This is a genomic window from Curtobacterium sp. MCBA15_005, from assembly GCF_001864855.1.
Classification (GTDB): domain Bacteria; phylum Actinomycetota; class Actinomycetes; order Actinomycetales; family Microbacteriaceae; genus Curtobacterium; species Curtobacterium flaccumfaciens.
Window position 1 is genome coordinate 128,191 of record NZ_MJGL01000034.1, and the last position, 20,420, is coordinate 148,610.

14 protein-coding genes and 1 pseudogene are annotated in these 20,420 nt (G+C 73.2%); 11 read left to right on the forward strand and 4 right to left on the reverse strand.

The genetic code is table 11. The features are described 5' to 3' along the window. Positions 1 to 389 precede the first annotated feature (389 nt). Positions 390 to 1,631, forward strand: a complete 1,242-nt coding sequence (locus BIU89_RS12730) for an acyltransferase family protein (RefSeq protein WP_071247018.1) — start codon at positions 390 to 392, stop codon at positions 1,629 to 1,631. 85 nt (positions 1,632 to 1,716) lie between these two features. Further along, a complete protein-coding gene (locus BIU89_RS12735) occupies positions 1,717 to 2,910 on the forward strand; it encodes an FAD-dependent oxidoreductase (protein WP_254791626.1) in 1,194 nt (397 codons plus the stop codon). Positions 2,911 to 2,977: 67 nt separating this feature from the next. On the opposite strand, the gene BIU89_RS12740 is transcribed toward BIU89_RS12735, so the two are convergent. The 3 genes from BIU89_RS12740 to BIU89_RS12750 all read right to left on the reverse strand — a co-directional run bounded on the left by BIU89_RS12740 (position 2,978) and on the right by BIU89_RS12750 (position 6,505). Beyond that, positions 2,978 to 3,847 carry a UbiA family prenyltransferase gene (locus tag BIU89_RS12740; RefSeq protein WP_071247020.1) on the reverse strand — a complete coding sequence of 290 codons (870 nt, stop codon included), beginning with the start codon at positions 3,845 to 3,847 and terminating at the stop codon, positions 2,978 to 2,980. Positions 3,848 to 3,889: 42 nt separating this feature from the next. Next, the gene (locus BIU89_RS12745; protein WP_071247022.1) at positions 3,890 to 5,476 is read right to left on the reverse strand and encodes a long-chain-fatty-acid--CoA ligase; all 1,587 of its coding nucleotides are present in this window, start codon (positions 5,474 to 5,476) and stop codon (positions 3,890 to 3,892) included. Positions 5,477 to 5,599: 123 nt separating this feature from the next. Then, positions 5,600 to 6,505, reverse strand: a complete 906-nt coding sequence (locus BIU89_RS12750; protein WP_083404362.1) for a DMT family transporter — start codon at positions 6,503 to 6,505, stop codon at positions 5,600 to 5,602. Positions 6,506 to 6,576: 71 nt separating this feature from the next. Here BIU89_RS12750 and BIU89_RS12755 point away from each other — a divergent pair, with 71 nt between their 5' ends. The 7 genes and pseudogenes from BIU89_RS12755 to BIU89_RS12780 all read left to right on the forward strand — a co-directional run bounded on the left by BIU89_RS12755 (position 6,577) and on the right by BIU89_RS12780 (position 11,601). Next, positions 6,577 to 7,425 carry a LysR family transcriptional regulator gene (locus tag BIU89_RS12755; protein ID WP_071247027.1) on the forward strand — a complete coding sequence of 283 codons (849 nt, stop codon included), beginning with the start codon at positions 6,577 to 6,579 and terminating at the stop codon, positions 7,423 to 7,425. A gap of 85 nt (positions 7,426 to 7,510) precedes the next feature. Beyond that, on the forward strand, positions 7,511 to 8,725 hold the full coding sequence (locus tag BIU89_RS12760; RefSeq protein WP_071247029.1) for a sensor histidine kinase: 1,215 nt from the start codon (positions 7,511 to 7,513) through the stop codon (positions 8,723 to 8,725). Then, complete coding sequence (locus tag BIU89_RS12765; protein ID WP_071247031.1) at positions 8,713 to 9,447, forward strand: response regulator transcription factor; 735 nt, start codon at positions 8,713 to 8,715, stop codon at positions 9,445 to 9,447. Before BIU89_RS12760 ends, BIU89_RS12765 begins: the two co-directional genes overlap by 13 nt. Positions 9,448 to 9,588: 141 nt before the next feature. Beyond that, a pseudogene (locus BIU89_RS18945) lies at positions 9,589 to 10,098 on the forward strand (fructosamine kinase family protein); the annotation flags it as partial. Positions 10,099 to 10,201: 103 nt separating this feature from the next. Then, positions 10,202 to 10,441: a fructosamine kinase family protein gene (locus BIU89_RS18950; RefSeq protein ID WP_071247033.1), complete on the forward strand. Its 240-nt coding sequence runs from the start codon at positions 10,202 to 10,204 to the stop codon at positions 10,439 to 10,441. Between the two features lie 154 nt (positions 10,442 to 10,595). Continuing rightward, entirely contained in the window at positions 10,596 to 10,865 is a 270-nt protein-coding gene (locus BIU89_RS12775; RefSeq protein WP_139179109.1) for a hypothetical protein, read from the forward strand. Between the two features lie 229 nt (positions 10,866 to 11,094). Continuing rightward, positions 11,095 to 11,601 carry a hypothetical protein gene (locus tag BIU89_RS12780; protein WP_231495687.1) on the forward strand — a complete coding sequence of 169 codons (507 nt, stop codon included), beginning with the start codon at positions 11,095 to 11,097 and terminating at the stop codon, positions 11,599 to 11,601. 61 nt (positions 11,602 to 11,662) lie between these two features. On the opposite strand, the gene BIU89_RS12785 is transcribed toward BIU89_RS12780, so the two are convergent. Next, positions 11,663 to 12,487: a helix-turn-helix transcriptional regulator gene (locus tag BIU89_RS12785; protein ID WP_071247038.1), complete on the reverse strand. Its 825-nt coding sequence runs from the start codon at positions 12,485 to 12,487 to the stop codon at positions 11,663 to 11,665. Between the two features lie 518 nt (positions 12,488 to 13,005). On the opposite strand from BIU89_RS12785, the gene BIU89_RS12790 reads away from it, so the two are divergent. Both BIU89_RS12790 and BIU89_RS12795 read left to right on the forward strand, forming a co-directional pair. Beyond that, positions 13,006 to 18,576 carry a glutamate synthase-related protein gene (locus BIU89_RS12790; protein WP_071247040.1) on the forward strand — a complete coding sequence of 1,857 codons (5,571 nt, stop codon included), beginning with the start codon at positions 13,006 to 13,008 and terminating at the stop codon, positions 18,574 to 18,576. Further along, positions 18,573 to 20,363: a sulfite reductase subunit alpha gene (locus BIU89_RS12795; protein WP_071247044.1), complete on the forward strand. Its 1,791-nt coding sequence runs from the start codon at positions 18,573 to 18,575 to the stop codon at positions 20,361 to 20,363. Before BIU89_RS12790 ends, BIU89_RS12795 begins: the two co-directional genes overlap by 4 nt. The last annotated feature ends 57 nt before the right edge of the window (positions 20,364 to 20,420 follow it).

Below are 20,420 nucleotides of genomic sequence, written 5' to 3' on the forward strand. Positions count from 1 at the left end.
GGGTCCGCACGTCGGACCCGACCGTTCCTGCTCACGATGTGCGTGCGGTGGACGCGGGGCGCGACGGCCTGGAGGCGCGGTGCGGGCCGGCCACGGGCCTCCCGGCCGGCGCGTGGTGCGCGGGGCTGGCGCCGACGCGTGGCCGGGACCGTGGAACCGGCCGACGCGGAACGACGATGTCGCTGTCGTTCGACGTCGACATGGTCGCTGCGCGCGCTTCGCAACATTACGCGCGTGCAACGAACGACGATGTCGCTGTCGTGCGACGTCGACGCTGTCGTTCGGCATCGGCCCTGACGAGCCTGGTGCACCCCGCTCGTTGAGACTCCTCTTACCCGCGGGGAGGACCCTGGTCGGCGACACGCAACCGAGCAGCGCGGGGAGGGACCATGGCGACGACCACGCTGACCCACGCGCCGACGCAGGCGCAGCCACAGCACCGCACGGCCACCCCGGCGCACTCCGAGGCCGGGTCGCCGCAGGCTCCACCACCTCCGCTGACGCACCGCGCACCTGCGCTCGACGGACTCCGGACCCTCGCCATCCTGGTCGTCGTCCTGTACCACCTGCACGTGCCGCAGTTCGAGGGCGGCTTCATCGGCGTGACGGTGTTCTTCGTGCTGTCCGGCTTCCTCATCACGACGCTGCTGCTCGGCGAACGGCGTCGCACCGGGCGGGTGCGCCTCGGCTCGTTCTGGGTGAAGCGGCTGCTCCGCCTCTACCCGGCACTGCTCGCGCTCGTCGTCGTCGGGCTGCTGCTCTGGAACTGGGTCGGTGACTACAAGGGCGCCTCGCTGTCGTCCGGCGAAGCGGCGTTCATCGCGCTGACCTACACGGGCAACCTGTTCCGCGCCTTCTGGGACACCTCGCAGGGCGTCTTCGCGCACACGTGGAGCCTGTCGATGGAGGAGCAGTTCTACCTGGTCTGGCCGCCGGTGCTGGTCCTGCTCGCCGCGCTCCGGGTCCGCCGTCGCTGGCTCCTGGCGGGGCTCGGGGTCCTGGTCGTCGGAGCGTCGGTGGCGTCGTGGGCGAGCTACCGCAGCCCGAGCGGCGGTGCCACGCCCGACGTCTACTTCTCGCCCGTGCTCGGGGTCGTGCCGCTCGCGATCGGCTGCGCACTCGCCCTGCTGCTCGACGACGAACGGGTGCGCGTGCGGGCCGCCGGGGTCCTCGGGCACATGGCGACCTGGCTCGGTCTCGTGCTGCTGGTCGGGGTGCTGCTCCGGATCGACGACGACTGGACGCAGCACGCGTCGACGTTCGGCATCGTGCTGCCGCTGACCGGGCTGATCGCGGCGGTGACGATCGGCGGGCTGGTCTCGGTCCGCTCCCCCGTGTCCGCCGGCCTGGCCTGGACGCCGGTGTCGTGGTTCGGCCGCCGCGTCTCGTACTCGGCGTACCTCTGGCACCCGCTGGTGATCGCGCTGCTCGGCACCTTCGCGATCGGCCCCTGGGGTACGGTCGGCCTGGTCGGCGCTGTGGTGATCGTGTCGATCGGCGCCGCCTACGCCGTCGAGGTCCCCGTCGAGCGCTTCCGCGCACGGGTCCGAGCGGGTCGCCGTGCGGCAGCCCACGCCGCACCGGCGACGACGCCCGCGCCCGCGCCCGCGCCCGCGCAGCGCATCGAGTGAGCACAAGACGTCGAGTACGGCCCACTGACCCGACGCCTTCTGCTCACTGAACGCCGCGGCGAACGGTCACCGTAGGCTCGCGGACGTGCCCATCGAACGCGTCGACGTCCTCGTCGTCGGCGGCGGCCCCGTCGGACTGTTCCTGGCGGCACTCCTCGCGGCGCAGGGCGTCGAGGTCCGAGTGTGGGAACGCCGGGCCGAGCCGCCGACCGGTTCGCGGGCCATCGGCATCCACCCACCGTCCCTCGACGCGTTCGCCGCGATCGGCCTGGACACCGCGGTGCTCGCCGAGGCGTCGCTGGTGCACGCCGGCGTGGCCCGCAGCCGCGGCCGGACCCTCGGCACCCTGCGCTTCGACCGCGCGTCGCCGACCCACCCGTACGTGGCCACCCTCGACCAGCACCGCACCGAGTCCCTGCTCCGGGACCGGCTCCGGGCCAGCGCACCGAGCGCCCTGCGGACCGGCACCACCCTGACCGCCCTGTCCCGGCACACCGACCACGTCGACGCCACCGGGACCGGACCGGACGGCGACACCGTGACGGTCCGTGCGGCCTTCGTCGTCGGAGCCGACGGTGCCCGGAGCGCCGTCCGCGACCTGCTCGGCATCGGCACGACCGGGCGCGAGTACCCGGACCGCTACGTGATGGGTGACTTCGCCGACCCCGAGGCCCCGTCGGCACGGTCCTCCGCGCTGGTCGACGTCGGCCCGGACGGCGTCGTGGAGTCCTTCCCGCTGCCGGGTGCGCGGCGCCGGTACGTCGCCCTGGTGCCGGACGACGACGCCTTCGCCTCAGCCGAGGGCAGCTGGACGGGCACGCCGGACCCCGCGGTCGTCCACCGCCTGGCCGCACTCGTCGCGGAGCGCACCGGCGTCGTGCCGGACCCCGCGACCTGCTCGATGACCAGCGGCTTCCGGGTGCGCCGCCGCGCCGCCGACCGGGTGGGCGTCGGCCGGGTCGTGCTCGTCGGCGATGCCGCCCACGAGATCAGTCCGATCGGCGGGCAGGGCATGAACCTCGGGTGGCTCGACGTCGCCGAACTGGCGCCCCTGCTGGTGGGTGCCGTCCGCACCGGCGTCCCCGGTCCGTGGCCGGGCTACGCCGCCCGCCGCCAGGCAGCCGCCCGACGCGCGGCCCGGCAGGCCGAGGTGAACATGGCACTGGGCCGTCCGCTCGGCCCCGTCACGGCGACCGGCCGGGAGGCGCTGCTCCGGACCGCCCTGTCCCTGCCGACCGCGCACGGCCTGGCCCGGCTCTACGCGATGCGCTGGGCCTGACGGCTCGCGTCCGGCGCGCAGACGCGCAGACGCGTGTCTGCGCGGAGGCGCAGCGTGTTCCGCGTCGTCAGGCGACGAGTCGCGCGCCCGCGAAGCCGAGCTCGACGACGAGCACGAGGGACGACGCGATGACCAGCCGGAACAGGGTGCGTGATGCCCGCCCCGCGAGCACCAGCCGGACGCCGACGACGGCGAGCACGGCCACCACGACGGCACCGAGGACCGCGAGCACGACGCCGAAACCCCGGACGGGGTCGTCGCCGAGCACCTGTCCGCCGAGCACCAGCGCGGCCGCGACGACGAGCGAGGCGAACGCGACGATCCCCGCGCCACGGAGCCCGAGCCGGTGCGGGAAGCCCCGGACCCCGGTCGCGGCGTCGTCGACCAGGTCGGGCAGCACGTTGGTGCAGTGGATCGCGATGCCGAAGACGGCCCCCGTGGCGATCGCCCACCACGCCGGCCACTGCCCCTCGGGACCGGCCGCGACGGACACGACGGGCAGCAGCCCGAAGGCGACGACGAACGGCACCACCGAGCACACCGAACGCTTCAGCCCGGCGTCGTAGGCCCACCCGGCGGCGACCAGCACGAGGTGCGCGAGGGCGGCGACCGGCCCGAGGAACAGCGAGAGCACCACGGCGATCCCGGCGGTGGCGTACGCGGCGGCACGGACGGTGCCGACGGCGATGAGTCCGCGGGCCACGGGCTTGTCGCTCCGTCCGACGGCTCGGTCGCGGTCCGCGTCGATCCAGTCGTTCGCGAGCCCGATGGACAGCTGCCCGGCGACGACCGTCAGCGCCACCAGGACCACGAGCCACACGGGGTGTCCCACGGCTGCGGCGATCACCGCAGCGAGGACGGTCACGGTGACCGTGGGGCCGGGGTGCGACGACGCGAACAGCAGGCGCGCGGTCGACGGGGTGCGGCTGGCGGTCACCCGGTCAGCGTACGGATCGCGCCTGCACGGTCGCGGCAGGGGTCACTGGACGGCCGTCACCTCGACGCCGAACCGGTCGACGAGCTCGCGCTTGAGCACCTTGCCGCTCGGACCGAGCGGCAGCGCCTCGAGGACGTGCACCACCCGCGGGTACTTGTACGCGGCGATCTCGGCGGCGACGAAGTCGACCAGGACCTGCGGCTCGACGGACGCGCCGGCGTGCAGGACCACCGCGGCCTCGACCTCCTGCCCGTGCACGGCGTGCGGCACGCCGAAGACCGCGGCCATCGCGACGTCGGGGTGGGTGGCGAGCACTTCCTCGACCTGCCGCGGGTACACGTTGTAGCCGTTGCGGATGATCATGTCCTTGGTGCGGTCGACGATCGTCAGGTACCCGTCGTCGTCCTTCGTACCGAGGTCACCGGTGCGGAACCACCCGTCGACGATGGCCTCGGCGGTGTCCTCGGGCCGGTCGAGGTACCCGTTCATCAGGTTGTGGCCGCGGATCACGAGCTCGCCGATCTCGCCGTGCGGCAGCATGACGATCGCGTCGCGCACCTCGGGGTCGGCGATCTCGACGTCGATGCCCCACACCGCTGTGCCGATGGTGCCGGGCCGCGGCGGTTGCCCGACGTGGTTGAAGGTGGCGACCGGCGAGGTCTCGGTCAGCCCGTACCCCTCGTGGATCGGCGCGTCGAAGACCTGCTGGAACCGCTCGAGCACCGCGAGCGGCAGCGAGGCCCCGCCGGAGATCGCGTACCGGAGCGTCGGACGGGCCTCGGACCGTGTCGCGGCGTCGAGCAGAGCCATGTACATCGTCGGGACACCCATGAAGATGCCACAGCCGTGCTCGACCATCGCGGCGAGCGCCGTGTCACCGTCGAACTTCGGCAGCATGACGAGCGTCGCGCCGGTCCGGAACCCGGTGTTCATCGTGCAGGTCTGCCCGAACGTGTGGAACAGCGGCAGGGCGCCGAGCAGGACGTCCCCGCGGTGCATGTCGAACGTGGTCATCAGGTTGGTGTTGACCTGTTCGAGCAGCGAGAAGTGCGACCCTTCGGCACCCTTGGGCTGGCCGGTGGTGCCGCTCGTGTACAGGATCGTGGCGGTGTCGAACGGGTGCCGCGGCACGTAGGTGTCGAGCGGTTCGCTCTGCGCGGCCAGGGCTTCGAGCCGGTCGGGGCCGGCCGCGGACCCGTCGTCGGTCGTCGCCGGTGCGAGCACGGTCACGACGTCGACCCCGGCGAGCTCGGCTCCGGCGGCGCCCTCGCCGAGCAGCGGGGCAGCACAGACGAGCAGCGTCGCGCCGCTGTCGCGCAGGACGTACTCGATCTCGCGGCGCTTCAGCAGCGCGTGCACGGGCACGGCCACCGCGCCGAGGGCCAGCGTGGCGTAGTAGACGCGGGGGAAGTCCGCGACGTTCGGCACGAGCATCGCCACCTTCGACCCCTCGGTCACGCCCCGCGCACGGAGCGCCCCGGCGTAGGCGAGGGTCTGCGCCCAGAGCTCGGCGTAGGTCGTGCGGACGTCGCCCACGATGACGGCGACGTCGTCCGGGTAGCGTGCCGCCGACTCGGCGAGGATGGCTGCGACCGAGGCGGTCGCGCGGGTGGTGTGGGTGTCGTGCATGCCGGTCTCCGTCTTCGCGACGACCTCGTCGTCGTCACCGCCGATCTTACGGCTCGACCCGGCGGACCGGTCAGGCAGGCTCGACCCGGCGGTCCGGTCAGGCAGGCTCGACCCGGGGACCGGTCAGGCAGCGGACGCCGCGGGCTCCCGCCGACGGAGGAGCACCCCGGACGCCAGGGCGATCCCGAGCAGGACGACGAGTCCGCCGACGGGCTCGTTCCACCGCACCCGCTCCCCCAGCACGAGCACTCCGAGCGCCACCCCGACCACCGGCGTCAGGTACGTGACCGTGGAGGCGCGGCCGGCCCCCCACGCCTGCACGAGCCGGGTGTTCCAGGCGTAGGCCAGCCCCGTGCCGACGCAACCGAGCGCGATCATCGCGGCCACGATCCTCCCGTCCAGCTGCACCGGACCGGTCGCGATGACGGGCGCGACCAGCAGGAGCATCCCGGAGGCCAGCGTCAGCTGGACCGTCGCGAGCGTGACCGGGTCGTACGCGCTCGCCACGGCCACCCGGCGCAGGTAGGCGAGCCCGATGCCGTAGGACGCCGTCATGCCGAGCAGCGCGACCTGGCCCGGCACGCTCGCCAGGACCTCCGGGTCGGTCAGGACGTCCCACGGGCCGACCAGCACGAGCACCCCGACGATGCCGAGCACGATCCCGAGCACCTGCCGTCCGCGCAGCCGTTCGGACGGCACGAGCACCGCGAGCGCGGCCAGCGTCATGATCGGCGTCGTCGCGTTGTAGATGCTCGCGAGCCCGGACGGCACCGTCTGCTCGGCCCACGCCATCAGTGACGACGGCACCGCGTTGAGGAACACCGCGACGACCGCCAGGTGCGCCCAGGTCCGCGGCTCCCGGGGCCACCGGCGACGGGTCGCCAGGAGCACCACGACGAGCGTCACCCCACCGAGCACGGTCCGCACGGTGGCGACCTGCTGCGGGGCGAGTCCGTCGAGTCCGATCTTCGCGAAGAGGAAGCTCGAGCCCCAGGTCAGTGCGACGAGGGCGTAGAGGAGGGCGTTCACGTGGCCTAGTGTCGGACCAGCGAGCGACATGCGGCAAACGCATGGGGCTCATGCCACCATGAGGAGGACGCATGACCGTCTCGGTCCAGCAACTGCGCGCGTTCGTCGCCACGCTCGACGCCGGGTCCTTCACCGCGGCGGCCGCCGCGCTGGGCGTCGGGCAGTCCGCGGTGTCCCACGCCGTCGCCGGGCTCGAACGCGAGGTCGGCGGCCCCGTGGTGCGCCGCGGCACGGTCGCCGCCGCCACACCGCTGGGCGACCGCCTGCTGGCCCACGCCCGCAGCGTGCTCGCCTCGGTCGAAGCCCTGGAGGCGGTGGTCCGGCCCGCCACGGCGCGCGGCACCGTGCGCCTCGCCGCCGTCCCCACCGTCTGCCAGGGTCTGCTGCCGCGGCTCCGCGAGCTGTGGGCCGTGACCCTGCCGGACGTCGACGTGCAGGTCTACGAGGGCGACGACGACGAGATGCCGGAGTGGCTCGAGGCCGGCACCGTCGACGCCGCCGTGCTCGTCGACCCGTCGCCGGCACCCGCGGGTGGCGTGGTCGTGGCGCGGGACGAGATGGCCGCCGTGATCCGCCGCGACCACCCCCTCGCCGAACTGCCCGCGCTCACCCTCGACGACCTGCACGAGGACGGCCTGGTGGCGGGCGGCGGCGGCTGCGAGTACCAGGTCCAGAAGCTGCACGAGCTCGACGGCCGCCCGTTCCGGTACGCCCACCGGGTGCGGGAGATGAGCACGATGTTCGGGATGATCCAGCGGGGCGAGGGTGTGTCGATCGTGCCGACCCTGGGCCGCGGGATGCTGCCGCCCGACCTCGTGATGATCCCGATGGCCCGGCGGCTCGAACGGACCCTGGTGCTGAGCGGTCCGTCGTCCCGTGCGTGGCACCCGTTGGCGCGGGCACTGGTCGACGCGGTCTGAGACGGACGGTCCCCTGGTCAGGCGGCTCGGGCAGCTCCGACCTTCGGCGGATCCGCTCGTCCCGACGGCTCCCTAGGCTCGGGGCATGACCTCGACCGCGCTCCCCGCCGTGCCGCTCGGGCAGCGTGTGTGGTCCCAGACCTGGCGGGTCGCCGTCGCGGCCCTGACCGGGCTGCTCACCGCCGCCCTGGTGTGGCCGTCGATGGACACCCGCGGCTGGAGCGACCTGCACGTCGGCGCACTGATCCTCGGCGACGTGGGAGCCGGTCTGGTCGCCCTCGTCCTCCTGCCGTTCCGGCACCGGGCACCGCTGGTGATCACCGTCGTCATCGGTGCCCTCAGCTCGGTGTCGACACTGGCCGTCGGTGCAGCCGGACTCTCCCTCGTGTCACTCGCCACCCGGCGTCGAGCCGTGGAACTCGCCGTCGCCGGCGCGGTGCTGCTCGGCGCCACACTGCTCTACGACGTCGTCCTGGCACCCCCCGCCGATGACATGCCGCTCTGGCAGATCATGCTCGTGGGCCTCGTCGGCATCGCCCTGCTCGTCGCGATCGGCATCGGGATCGGACAGCGCCGGGCGCTCCTGCTGTCCCTGCGCGAGCGCGCGGCCCTGCTCGAACGCGACCAGCAGCTGCGTGAGGACCGTGCCCGCGAGCAGGAGCGCGCCCACATCGCCCGCGAGATGCACGACGTCCTAGGCCACCGGCTGTCCCTGGTCGCGCTGCACGCCGGTGCGCTCGAGTACCGCGGCCCGGGGCTCACCCCCGACGAGACCGCCGCGGCGGCCGGGGTCGTGCGGGCCGAGGCGCACTCCGCGCTCACCGACCTGCGCGACGTCCTCGGGGTGTTGCGCGACCCCGCGGCGAACGGCGGCGACGAGGTGACCGGCACCGCGCCTCCGCAGCCGACGCTCGTCGACCTGCCCGGCCTGCTCGACCAGGCGCGTTCCGGCGGTGCGACCGTCCGGGCACGCGTCGACACCGACGGCACGGCGGTACCGACGGCCGTGGGGCGACACGCCTACCGGATCGTGCAGGAGTCGCTGACGAACGCCCGCAGGCACGCCCCCGGAGAGCTCGTCGACGTCGTCGTCGAGACCGTCCCCGGCCCGGCGATCCGGGTGGTGGTGTCGAACACGCTGGCCGCCGGACCTGCGCCCGCGGACGCCTCCGGGCACTCCGCCGGGCACGGCCTGCGCGGGCTCGCCGAGCGCGCCCGCCTCGTCGGCGGGAGCTTCCGCGCCGGCAGCGACGACGGACGCGTGCACGTGGTCGAGGCGGTGCTGCCGTGGACCCCGTGACCGCTCCCGTCCGCGTCGTCCTGGTCGACGACGACCAGCTCGTGCGCGTCGGGCTCCGCATGCTGCTCAGCGGCGACGACGGGCTGGTGGTGGTGGGCGAAGCGGGCGACGGGCTCGAGGCCGAGGGCGTCATCGCGTCGACCGCGCCCGACGTCGTGCTCATGGACATCCGGATGCCCCGGTGCGACGGACTCGTCGCCACCGAACGCGAACTGCGCCGACGACCCGACCTGGCCGTCCTGGTGCTGACCACCTTCGAGGGCGACGACCTCGTGCTCGGAGCGCTGCAGGCCGGCGCCCGTGGGTTCCTGCTGAAGGACACCCCGCCGCACGAACTCGTGCAGGCCGTGCGGACCGTCGCGGCCGGGCGCTCGATCCTGTCCCCGTCCGTGCTCGACCGGGTCATCGCGTTCGCGGCCGGGCCCCGCTCGGGCCAGACGGCCGCTGGCCGGGGCGGCGGACCGGCCGGGCCTCGGGCCGGCACCGCTCCGGACGGAGCCGAGGAGCGCCGGCTCCTCGCCCTGCTGACCGAGCGGGAGCGGGAGGTCGCGCTCGCCGTGGCGAACGGGGCGTCCAACGCGCAGATCGCCGCCGACCTGTACGTGGGCCTGGCCACCGTGAAGACGCACGTCGGGCACGTGTACGAGAAGTTCGGCGTCGAGAACCGGGTGCAGCTGGCACTCGTCGTGCACGCGGCCCGGCGGGGAGAGCCGAGCGCGTGACCGGGTCGCCGGGTGACCGGGGCGCCGGATCGCCGGGTGACCGGGGCGCCGGATCGCCGGGTCGCCGGGTCGCCGGATCGCCGAGGCGCCGGGTGACCGTCGGCTGAACGGTCGACGGTGCCCCCTCGGCAGGATGGGCCGATGGCCGAGACGCACGTGAAGACGTTCACCACCGCGGACGAAGCGGCAGCCGAAGCCGCCGGGCTCGCCTGGCTCGCCGAGGCCGAGGACACCGGAGGCACCCGCATCGCCCGTGTGCTGGGGCGCCCGACCCCGGCCGTGCTCGACCTCGAGCTGATCTCCGACGGCTCCCCCACCGCCGCCCAGGCGGAGCGGTTCGGCCGCTCCCTCGCGCACACGCACGCCGCCGGTGCCGACCACTGGGGTGCGCCGCCCACCGGGTGGACCCGCGGTGCGGCGCTGCGGATGGGCCGCTCGCGCACGCCGTTCGTCGCGGCCGATCGGGCACCGGCGACCTGGGGCGAGTTCTTCGCCGAGTACCGCATCCGCGACTTCGTCCGCCGCATCGTCGACGCCGGCGGGTTCGACCACGCCCAGGCCGCCGTGTTCGAGCGTGTCGCCTCGCGCGTGCAGGACGGCACGCTCGGGTCGCCCCAGCCCGCGCTCGTCGGGGACGCACCTGCGCGCCTGCACGGCGACCTGTGGGTCGGCAACGTCCTCTGGCCGACGGACTCGTCCGAACCGACCGGCGCCGTGCTCATCGACCCGATCGCCCACGGCGGGCACGCCCGCCGTGCTCATCGACCCGATCGCCCACGGCGGGCACGCGGAGACCGACCTGGCACTGCTCGGGCTGTTCGGGCTGCCCCGGCTCGAGACGGTGCTCGCCGCCTACGACCGGGAGTCACGGCTGGCCGACGGCTGGCAGGAGCGCGTCGAGCTCCACCAGCTCGCGCCGCTGCTGCTGCACGTGTTCCTGTTCGGCGGCTCGTACACCGGCGCCGCACTCCGAGCAGCGCAGCGGTACGCCTGACCCCTCGCACCGTGCGAGGGGGCGGTCGGCCGCGGTGCTGCGGCCGCTTCGTGAGCAGAAGACGTCGGGTGCCGCGACCGCACTCGACATCTCCTGCTCACCGAGTGCCGCCCGGGTCGCATACTGGTCGGAGAACGCCGGACGAGGAGGCCCCGTGACGAACTCGTACGACAAGCTCCCGGGCCGCCCGGACCCCGCCGACCTGGTGGTCGAGGTCCCGGCGTTCGAGGACAACCGCCCCCAGCCGGAACCCGCTCCGCCTGCAGCGGCGCCGGAGCTCGTGGCCGCGACCGAGTTCGCGCGGTCCTCGCACGCACCGCCCACGATCCGTCGGACGCAGATGCGGGCGGGCGCGTGGATCGCGGGCGTCCCGATCGCGGCGCTCGTGGTCGTCGCGATCGTGCAGATCCTGCTGCCCCGCTGACCGAGAGCGCGACGGAGCGGAGCGGGGCGCTCGGACGCCTTCTCACGCGCTCAGCGACACCTCACGCACAGCCGACGGCGTGAGGTGTCGCTGAGCACGAAATCCGGGCGTGGTCCGGATCGTCAGACGATCGACCAACGTCGAGCCCCATCCCGTGCATCCGCGTCGGAGCGCACGCAGGCTGGGTCCTGTCCGAGCAAGACGACCCGAACGGGTCACCACTGCAGAGATGGGAAACACGATCATGAACTCGTTCAAGCGCAAGTCCGTGAAGCTCCTCGCCGGTACCGCCCTCGGTGGCGCCGTCATCGCCGGGGCGTTCGTCGCAGCCCCCGCGCAGGCCGCCGAGCCCGCGCCGCCCAGCACCTCGTCGTCCGTCGGCGGCAACGTCAACGTCAACCTCGACCCGGTCGCGATCGTCAATGCGATCAAGGACGCCGTCAACGACCAGAGCGATCGTGGCGGTGCCGTGCAGGCGGCGCTCGACGTCGGCTACTGGAACGCCGGCAACCCCGACCGCCTCACCGTCGCGGTGGTCAACAAGAACCAGGACATCACCGTCGAGGGCGACGTCGCGGACGCCCAGTCGATCGACATCAAGGGTGGCAACTACGTCATCTACTGGTTCAAGGGCCCCGGCAAGGTCACCAACAACGGTGACGGCGGCTGGCTGAACTGGGGTGTGTTCGGCAACATCGAGCGCATCGACAACGTCATCCACGTCAACGGCGGCTGACCCCTCCGTTCGTCGGCGACGCCCCCTGGGACCTCGGTCCCAGGGGGCGTCGCCGGTGCTGTCAGCGTCCGGGAGCGTCGTCGTCCGCCCGCGCCGCTTCGATCGCCGACGGCCGGTTGCGTGCAGCCAGCCTGAAGTCCCTCCGAGACCGGATCCAACCCCGGACGAAGGCGACCGACACCAGCGCCGTCCGGTTCGGTGCGTTCCAGGACTTCATCAGCCGGCCGAGGTGCCAGGCGACGGCCTGTCGGCTGTAGGCGGTCTCCTTGGCGATGGCGTCGTTCGAGAGCCCGCGGGCGGCGAGCGCCAGCATCCGCTCCTCGGTCTCGTCCAGGCCGGGCGCCGACGCCACCAGGTCGATGTCGTCGGTGCCGAGTGCTGTCGTCGCGTCCGCCGACGCCCCTCCGCGGTGCTGCGCCCAGGCCTCCGCCCAGCACGAGCCGAGTTCGTGCGCCACGAGTGATGCCCGGCTCATCGCGAGCATCGTCCGGCCGGCATGGTCGATCGTCGTCGCGTGCTCGCGGGTGGCCGTGTGCATGACGAGGGCGAAGACACGGATCGCGGGCAGGGCGCCGCGGAGCACGACCGAGACGTCGACCTGCGGATCGTCGGCGCTGGCGGCTGCGACCTCGCGGAGCCGGACGAGGCACTCCGGGTCGAGTGGTTCCCCACGTTCGACCGCGCGCAGTGCCGCGGGGAGCACGAGCGGGACGATCTGCTCGTACCGACGCCGGAGCCAGTCGTGCCCGTCGGGTCGGATCCCGTGCAACGGTGGCGCGAGCAGCAGCTCCGTGAACTCCGGGCACCGCTCGTCGAGCGCCAGCCCCAGCCGCTCCCCGGGGAGCAGCACGGCCGTCCGTCGTGCGTCGTCGCGCTCGGTCGTCATCGTGCGTCGACCGTATCCGGACAACAGGTGTCGTGTCCGCTGCGTTCACGTGGTGTTCGTTCTCACCCGGGCCACAGCGCTCCGCCTCGGTGTGGAGATCTCGGTGCTGGCGGCAGCCAACCCGGTGGCGACGGGCGTGCGGTTCGTGTCGTCTGAGGCGTGGGTGTTCCGCGGGCGCAGACGACCGGAGCCATCCGCCCCGGTACCACCACCTCGGCGGGCCTACCGGGTGCGAGCAGCACGGCAGCTGCCCGCCGCGTCGCCCATCCGGTGCGAGGTCGTCCACTCCCTGCGGCGCTGCGACCTCGCACCGAGTGATCGCCCCCGCACCAGCCGGAGACCCCCGCGCCGCGCCCCGCACCACCCGTGTTGCACGGTCGGTATACCAAGCCGTAGCATCGCCCTACCGCACCACCACCCCACAGGGCCCGACTGCCACCATCGGTCTGCCCGCGGCGAGCGCTCCATCGATGCAGCCCGCGCCGTCCGCTGCCGGCAACGCCCCACTGGACCCGCACGTGAACCCCACCTCTTTCGGTCTCTACGACCCTGCCCGCGAATCGAGCGATTGCGGCGTCGGTTTCATCACCCGTCTCGACGGGACGCCGAGCCACGACGTCATCCGCAAGGGCGACGAAGCGCTGTGCTCCATCCCGCACCGCGGCGGCAAGTCCGCCGAGGGTGTCGGTGACGGCGCGGGCGTCAGCATCGACCTGTCGGTGGAGTTCTTCAGCGCCATCACCGGCGAGCAGCTGCGCGCCGGGCACTTCGGCGTCGCGAACTGCTTCGTGCCGAGCAGCGACGGAGCCGACGGCACCGACGAGCGCGCCCGCGCCGAGCAGACCGTCACGGACGCCATCACGGCCGAGGGCTTCGAACTGCTGCTGGTCCGTGACGTCCCGGTGGACCACTCCGTCGCGCGCCCCGAGGCCGAGCAGTACCAGCTGCCGATCGTGCAGTGGGTCTTCCGTGCTCCGTCCGACTGGGACCGCACCGAGGTCGACGCCGCCGCGAACCGCGCCCTGCTCGCCATCGAGGCGGTCTCCTACGCCCAGGCCGCCGCCGAGCGCGCCGAGCACGCCGCCCTGTACCCGCTGTCGCTCAGCGCCCGGACCCAGATCCTGAAGGGCCGGCTGAACTCCGGCGAGGTGATCGGGTACTTCACCGACCTGCGCGACCCCCGGCACTCGGTGCGGACGCTGTACTTCCACACCCGGTTCTCGACGAACACCGAGCCGCACCCGACGATGGCGCAGCCGTTCCGCCTGATGGCGCACAACGGCGAGCTGAACACCGACCGCAAGAACCGGCTGTCGGACGAGGCGCTCGCGCGGGCCCGCACCCGGAGCATCGTACGTCCGCCCGGGCAGTCGGACTCGAGCCGACTCGACCAGACCCTGCAGAGCCGCGTGTTCGACGACGGGCTCGAGATCATCGAGGCCGTGGTCTCGCTCATGCCGCCGGCGTGGGAGAACGACCGCACCCTGACCCCGGACGTCCGGGACATGCTCGAGTACTTCTCGCTGTACGAGGAGAAGAACGACGGTCCCGCCGCCGTGATCTTCAGCGACGGCGACGTCGTCGGCGCCCGCCTGGACCGCCTGGGCCTGCGCCCGCTGCGCACCGTCGAGACGGCCGAGTACCTGATGGTGTCGTCCGAGGCCGGCCAGGTCGAGTTCGACGCCGACGAGGTCGTGCACCGCGGCCGCATCGAGGCCGGCGGCATGCTCGTCGTCGACCACCGCACCGGCACCCGCATGCGCACGGGCGAGGTGCTGCACATGCTCGCGGCCCGCCGTGACTACGGCACCCTGCTCGACGCCGCCCGCGTGAACCTGGACGACGTGCCCGCTCCGGACTACGAGCGCACGACGTCCACCCTGGGCTACGACGGCGACCTGTCGCTCGCGGGCCGGTACGTGGCGTACTCGCTGAACCAGGAGAGCTTCCGGTTCATGCTCGACCCGATGCTGCAGAACGGGTCGGAGCGCATCTCGGCGATGGGCTACGGCAACGCGATCAACGCCCTGAGCGACACCGAGGGCGGCATGGCGAAGTACTTCTCGCAGCGCTTCGCCCAGGTGACGAACCCGCCGCTCGACTCGATCCGCGAGGCCGACGGGATGTCGATGCGCGTGGCACTCGGCGCGAAGCCGGACGGCACGGGCACCACGGGGCGTCAGCTGGTCGTGCAGTCGCCGATCCTCGGGCACCTCGACATGGTGCGGCTGCGCGAGCAGGACATCGTGCCGCTCGAGCGCTTCGACATGCTCTACGTGCCGGTGCCCGCCGACGAGCAGGCCAACGCCGACGCGATGCGCGGCGCGCTGGACGCGCTGTGCGACGCGATCGAGGCGTTCGCGGCGCGCGGTGGCGGGATCGCGGTCGTGACCGACCGCGAGGTGTCGTCGACCCATGCGCCCCTCCCCGTGATCCTGGCCGTGGCCGCCGTCAACCAGCGGCTCATCGAGACCGGTCTGCGCCTGCGGGTGTCCGTCGTCGCGGAGAGCGGCCAGCTGCCATCGTCACACCACGTCGCGACCGCGCTGGGCTTCGGTGCCGCCGCTGTGTACAGCTTGAGCGCTCGGCTGCGTGCGGAGGAGAAGTACCCCGCCGCCCCCGCGCCCGCCGGCGAGCTGACCGCGACCGACCTGGCGCTCAAGCAGTTCCGCAAGGCCGCCGAGAAGGCCCTGGCGAAGACCATGGGCCGCGTCGGCCTGTGCACCGCCGAGAGCTACATCGGTGGCGAGTTCTTCGAGCCGAACTACCTCGACACCGGCGACGACGTGCTCGCGCGGATCTTCCCGCACATGCAGGCACCGGTCGGCGGCGTCGGCTTCGCGCGCATCGCCCAGGCGGCGACGGACTGGCACGAGCGTGCCCGCTCGGTGGCGTCCGAGGGCCAGGTCCCGCTGCTCGGGCTGTTCAAGGAACGCTCCGACGGCGCCGGCCACTCGTTCGGCGTCGCGAGCGTCCGCGGGTTCGGCGGCATGACCGAGGAGCGCCCGGCCTTCGAACGCTCCGGCGACTCCGACGCGCTGCGCCTGCTCACGCTCGGCCAGCTCGACGACTCGTTCGGCATCACCGACGCCGCGTACCGGAACACCGGGTACGACCGGCTGAGCGACGCCGAGATCGACGCGCACCGCATCACGCCGGGCTACGTCACGTTCCTGCAGACGACCCACGACGAGCGGTCCCGCCGCCCCGCCGCGCTCCGCGACGTGCTCGCGCTGCCCGCGGACGTCACCGGGATCGACACGGCCGAGGACTTCGCGCGCGAGCTCGGCCGCTTCTCGACGAGCGGCAACGCCAGCGTCACCGTGCGCGGGCTCTCCGGCTCGCGTCCGTCGGACGACCAGGACCTGCCGGGAGGCACGGAGCGGTTCCGCCTGGAGCTCACGTCGACGGGGACCACGGGTGCACTGCGCCACGCGGCCCTGGCGGACGGCCTCGCGCTGCTCCACCCCGGACAGATCGACGTCGACGCCGTCGACGACACCGGGGTGACGCTCCGCGCCACCGGTGCGGCCGTCGCCCTGCTCGCACTGCTGCAGAGCGCCCCGGCGAGCGTCGAGCTCGACGAGGTGCAGCCGGCCCACGAGATCACCCGGACCCTGGCGTCCGGCGCGATGAGCCACGGCGCGCTCGTCGCCACCGCACACGAGGCCGTCGCGCACGGCACGAACATGGTCGGCGGCATGTCGAACAGCGGTGAGGGCGGCGAGCACCACTCCCGCTACGGCACCATCCGCGGCTCGCGCATCAAGCAGTTCGCCTCGGGCCGGTTCGGCATCTGGGCCGGCTACCTCGCCGACCCCATGCTCGAGGAGCTCGAGATCAAGATCGGCCAGGGCGCGAAGCCCGGCGAGGGTGGCCAGCTGCCCGCACCCAAGGTCACGGTGGACATCGCTGCGGCCCGGGGTGGCACGCCCGGCGTCGAGCTGATCTCGCCGCCGCCGCACCACGACACGTACTCGATCGAGGACCTCGCGCAGCTCATCCACGACTGCAAGGCCGCCCGTGTCCGGGTGATCGTGAAGCTCGTCTCGTCCGAGGGCATCGGCACCATCGCGGTCGGCGTCGCGAAGGCCGGCGCCGACGTGATCAACGTCGCCGGCAACACCGGCGGCACCGGCGCCGCGGCCGTCACCAGCCTGAAGTACGCCGGCCGCTCCGCGGAGATCGGCGTCGCCGAGGTGCACCAGGCCCTGGTCGCGAACGGCCTGCGCCAGAAGGTCACGCTCCGCTGCTCGGGTGCGCACCAGACCGGCAGCGACGTCGTCACGAGCGCCCTGCTCGGCGGCGACAGCTTCGAGTTCGGCACGACCGCGCTCATGATGCTCGGCTGCGTGATGGCGAAGAACTGCAACGTGAAGTGCCCGGCGGGCCTGACCACGAACGCCGAGGCGTTCGAGGGCGACCCCCGCGCGCTCGCCCAGTACCTGCTCAACATCGCCCACGACGTGCGGCAGATCCTGGCCCGTCTCGGCCTGCGCTCCCTGCGCGAGGCCCGCGGCCGGACCGACCTGCTGCAGCTCCTGGACCACCCGGCGAGCGTCGGCCGGCTCGACGCCCGTGCCCTGCTCGCCCAGGTGCCCGAGAAGGTCGTCGCGGACCCGGAGTACCTGGAGAAGGACTTCCACACCGACGACGCCCTGCTCGAGCGCGTCCGCACCGCCCTCGTCGACCACGCGCAGGAGCACGTGCTCGTGCACGGCGTGCTGCTCGGCAACGCCGACAAGTCGGTCGGTGGCCAGCTCGGCATCGACCTCGAGCGTCTGCTCAACCACGAGCTCGGCGCCGAGGACGTGCGGGGCCTGCCCGCCGTGACGACGGACGACCGCGGACGCCGCCGGCTGGTGGACGGCGCGGTCACGATCCGCACGCAGGGCTCGGCCGGGCAGTCCTACGGCGTCTTCAACAACGACGGCGTCGTGCTCGAGCACACCGGCACCGCGAACGACGGCGTCGGCAAGAGCCAGAGCGGCGGACGGATCATCGTCCGCGCCCCCGGTGGCGGCAGCGCCGCACAGGGCGGCAACGTGCTGGTCGGCAACTTCGCGCTGTTCGGGGCCACCGGTGGCCGCACCTTCGTCGAGGGCGAGGCCGGCGACCGGTTCGCCGTCCGCAACTCCGGCGCGACCGCCGTGGTCGAGGGCCTCGGCGACTTCGGCTGCGAGTACATGACCGGCGGTGCCGTGTTCAACCTCGGCGCGTTCGGCAAGGGCCTCGGCAACGGCATGTCCGGCGGGTTCCTGTACCAGTACGACCCCTCCGGCCAGGTCGCCGAGCGTGCCAGCACGGACTCGCTCCTGGTGTTCCCGGTCACCGACACCGAGCGCGGTGCGTTCCACGAGGCCGCCGCCCGCCTGCTGCTCGAGTGGCACCTCGAGGCGACGGGTTCGGCCCTGGCCGAGCGGCTGCTCGCCGAGTGGGACACCGCCCGTGCGCACGTGTACGTCGGCATGCCGCGTGCCCTGCTGCTCACGCAGGACGCCGGCGAGATCCTCGCGGCGGCGACCCGGCCCGAGCTCCTCGACGAGCTCGCGACCTCGATCGCCACCGACAAGCTCCGCGCGTTCAAGCTCGACTACCGCGACCAGCGCACGGTGCTCGACGGCCGTGCCCCGGCGCTCGGCGACCAGGGCGAGGACATGTTCTCGCTGCTGTCGTCGTACACGGTGCTCGGGGTCGCCCAGGACGTCGCCCTCGAGCGCGTCCCGGGTGCGCTCGGCGCCGCCGACCCGCGGGTCGCCGAGGCCGTCAAGAACCTCGTGCTCACCGAGGACTTCTCCGTCAAGCAGCGCGTCGTGAAGTACCTGCGCGGCACGCTCGACCGGTTCGCCGACGACCAGCTCGCCACGCTCATCGCGATCAAGCGGCTCGACGACTACAAGCGCGCGCTCACGCAGCGGAACAACCGCAGCATGGACGCGCCGGGCACCACGGGGTGGATCATGCACCAGAACGCCAAGAACGACGGCCGCGTCCGCGAGGCCCGCTTCGACGAGCTGCTCGCCACCGCGGCGCTCGAGGACATCGCCCGCCGGGCACCGCAGGCGCCGACCGAGGCGGTGACCGCGTGAGCCTGCTCCCCCCGACCGGGTCGCTGATCCCCGTCGACGCACCGTTCTCGGCCGCCCAGGAGTCCTGGCTCGCCGGGTTCATCGCGGGCATCGCCGCCGCCGGCAAGAAGGTCGCGGCCAGCGCGCCCACGACGACGATCGACGTGCTCTTCGGCACCCAGACCGGCAACGCCGAGTTCCTGGCCGACGAGCTCGTCGCCGGCGCGAAGGCCCGCGGACTCGGCGGTCGTGCCAGTGCGCTCGACGCCGTCACCCCCGAGCAGCTCGCCGAGATGTCGCACGTGCTCGTCGTCACCTCGACCTACGGCGAGGGCGAGATGCCCGACAACGCCGGGCTGTTCTGGGACGCGATCCAGGCGAGCACCGTGCCGCGGCTCGAGGGGCTGCAGTACGCCGTCCTGGGTCTCGGCGACACGAGCTACGACGAGTTCTGCCAGGCCGGCAAGCTCGTCGACACCCGGTTCGAGCAGCTCGGCGCGACCAGGATCCACGACCGCGTCGACTGTGACGTCGACTTCGAGGACCCGGCCGCACTGTGGACCGCGGCGGTCCTCGACCGCCTCGCCGCCGAGGCCGGCGCGACGGCCGCACCCGGCGCGACCACGGTCGGTGGCGCCGGCGACGGTGCCGGCGCGACCGGCGGGGCGGGCGCGAGCCGTGCCTCCCGGCCGGGGTCGCAGTGGAACAAGCGCAACCCGTACCCGTCGCGCCTGGTCGAGAACCGGCTGCTCTCCTCGCCGCGCAGCGCGAAGGAGATCCGCCACTACGAGTTCGACCTCGGCGACTCGGGCATCGAGTACGCGGCCGGCGACGCCCTGGCGGTCGTGCCGGTCAACGACGAGGTCTTCGTGGCGGACCTGCTCGAGCAGGTCGGCGCGAACGGCGGCGAGGCGTTCGACGGCCGGCCGATCACCGAGGTCCTGCGGACCGACCGTGAGATCCGGACACCCTCGAAGGACCTCATCGCCGACCTGGTGCAGCGCGCGCCGTCGAGCGAGCTCGCGGCCGTCGTGGCGCACGGCGACAAGCACGAGCTGGACCGTTGGCTCTGGGGACGCGACGTCCTCGACCTGCTCCGCGACGCCGGCCCGGCCGCCCCGGGACTCGACGAGCTGCTGCCGAACCTGCGGCCGCTGCAGGCGCGGCAGTACTCGATCTCGTCGAGCCCGCTGGCCCACCCGGACCGCATCCACCTGACCATCGCCTCGGTGCGCTACGGCGACCCGCACCGGATGTACGCCGGTGTGGCGTCGACGTTCCTGGCCGACCGGGTCGACCCGGACGGCACCGTCGACGTCTACCTGCAGCCGAACGCGTCGTTCGGGGTGCCGGCGGACGAGTCGGCCCCGATGATCATGATCGGCCCGGGCACCGGTGTCGCCCCGTTCCGCGGGTTCCTGCACGAGCGCGCGGTGTCCGGGTCGACCGGGCGCAACTGGCTGTTCTTCGGTGACCAGCACCGGGACACCGACTTCGTGTACCGGGACGAGCTCACCGAGCTGCAGGAACAGGGCGTGCTCGACCGCCTCGACCTGGCGTTCTCGCGCGACCAGGCCGAGAAGGTCTACGTGCAGACGCGGATGCTCGAGCGCTCGGCGGAGCTGTTCGCCTGGCTCGAGGACGGCGGCCACGTGTACGTCTGCGGCGACGCCTCACGCATGGCGAAGGACGTCGAAGCAGCGCTGCTCCAGGTCATCCGGACCGGACGCGGGCGCGGCGAGGACGACGCGCAGGCGTACCTGGCCGACATGCGTCGCGCGAAGCGGTACGTGCGCGACGTCTACTGAGCCGCACACGGACCTGACGGCGGATCCGCGTGCAGAGGTGATGAGTCCGCCCCGGCC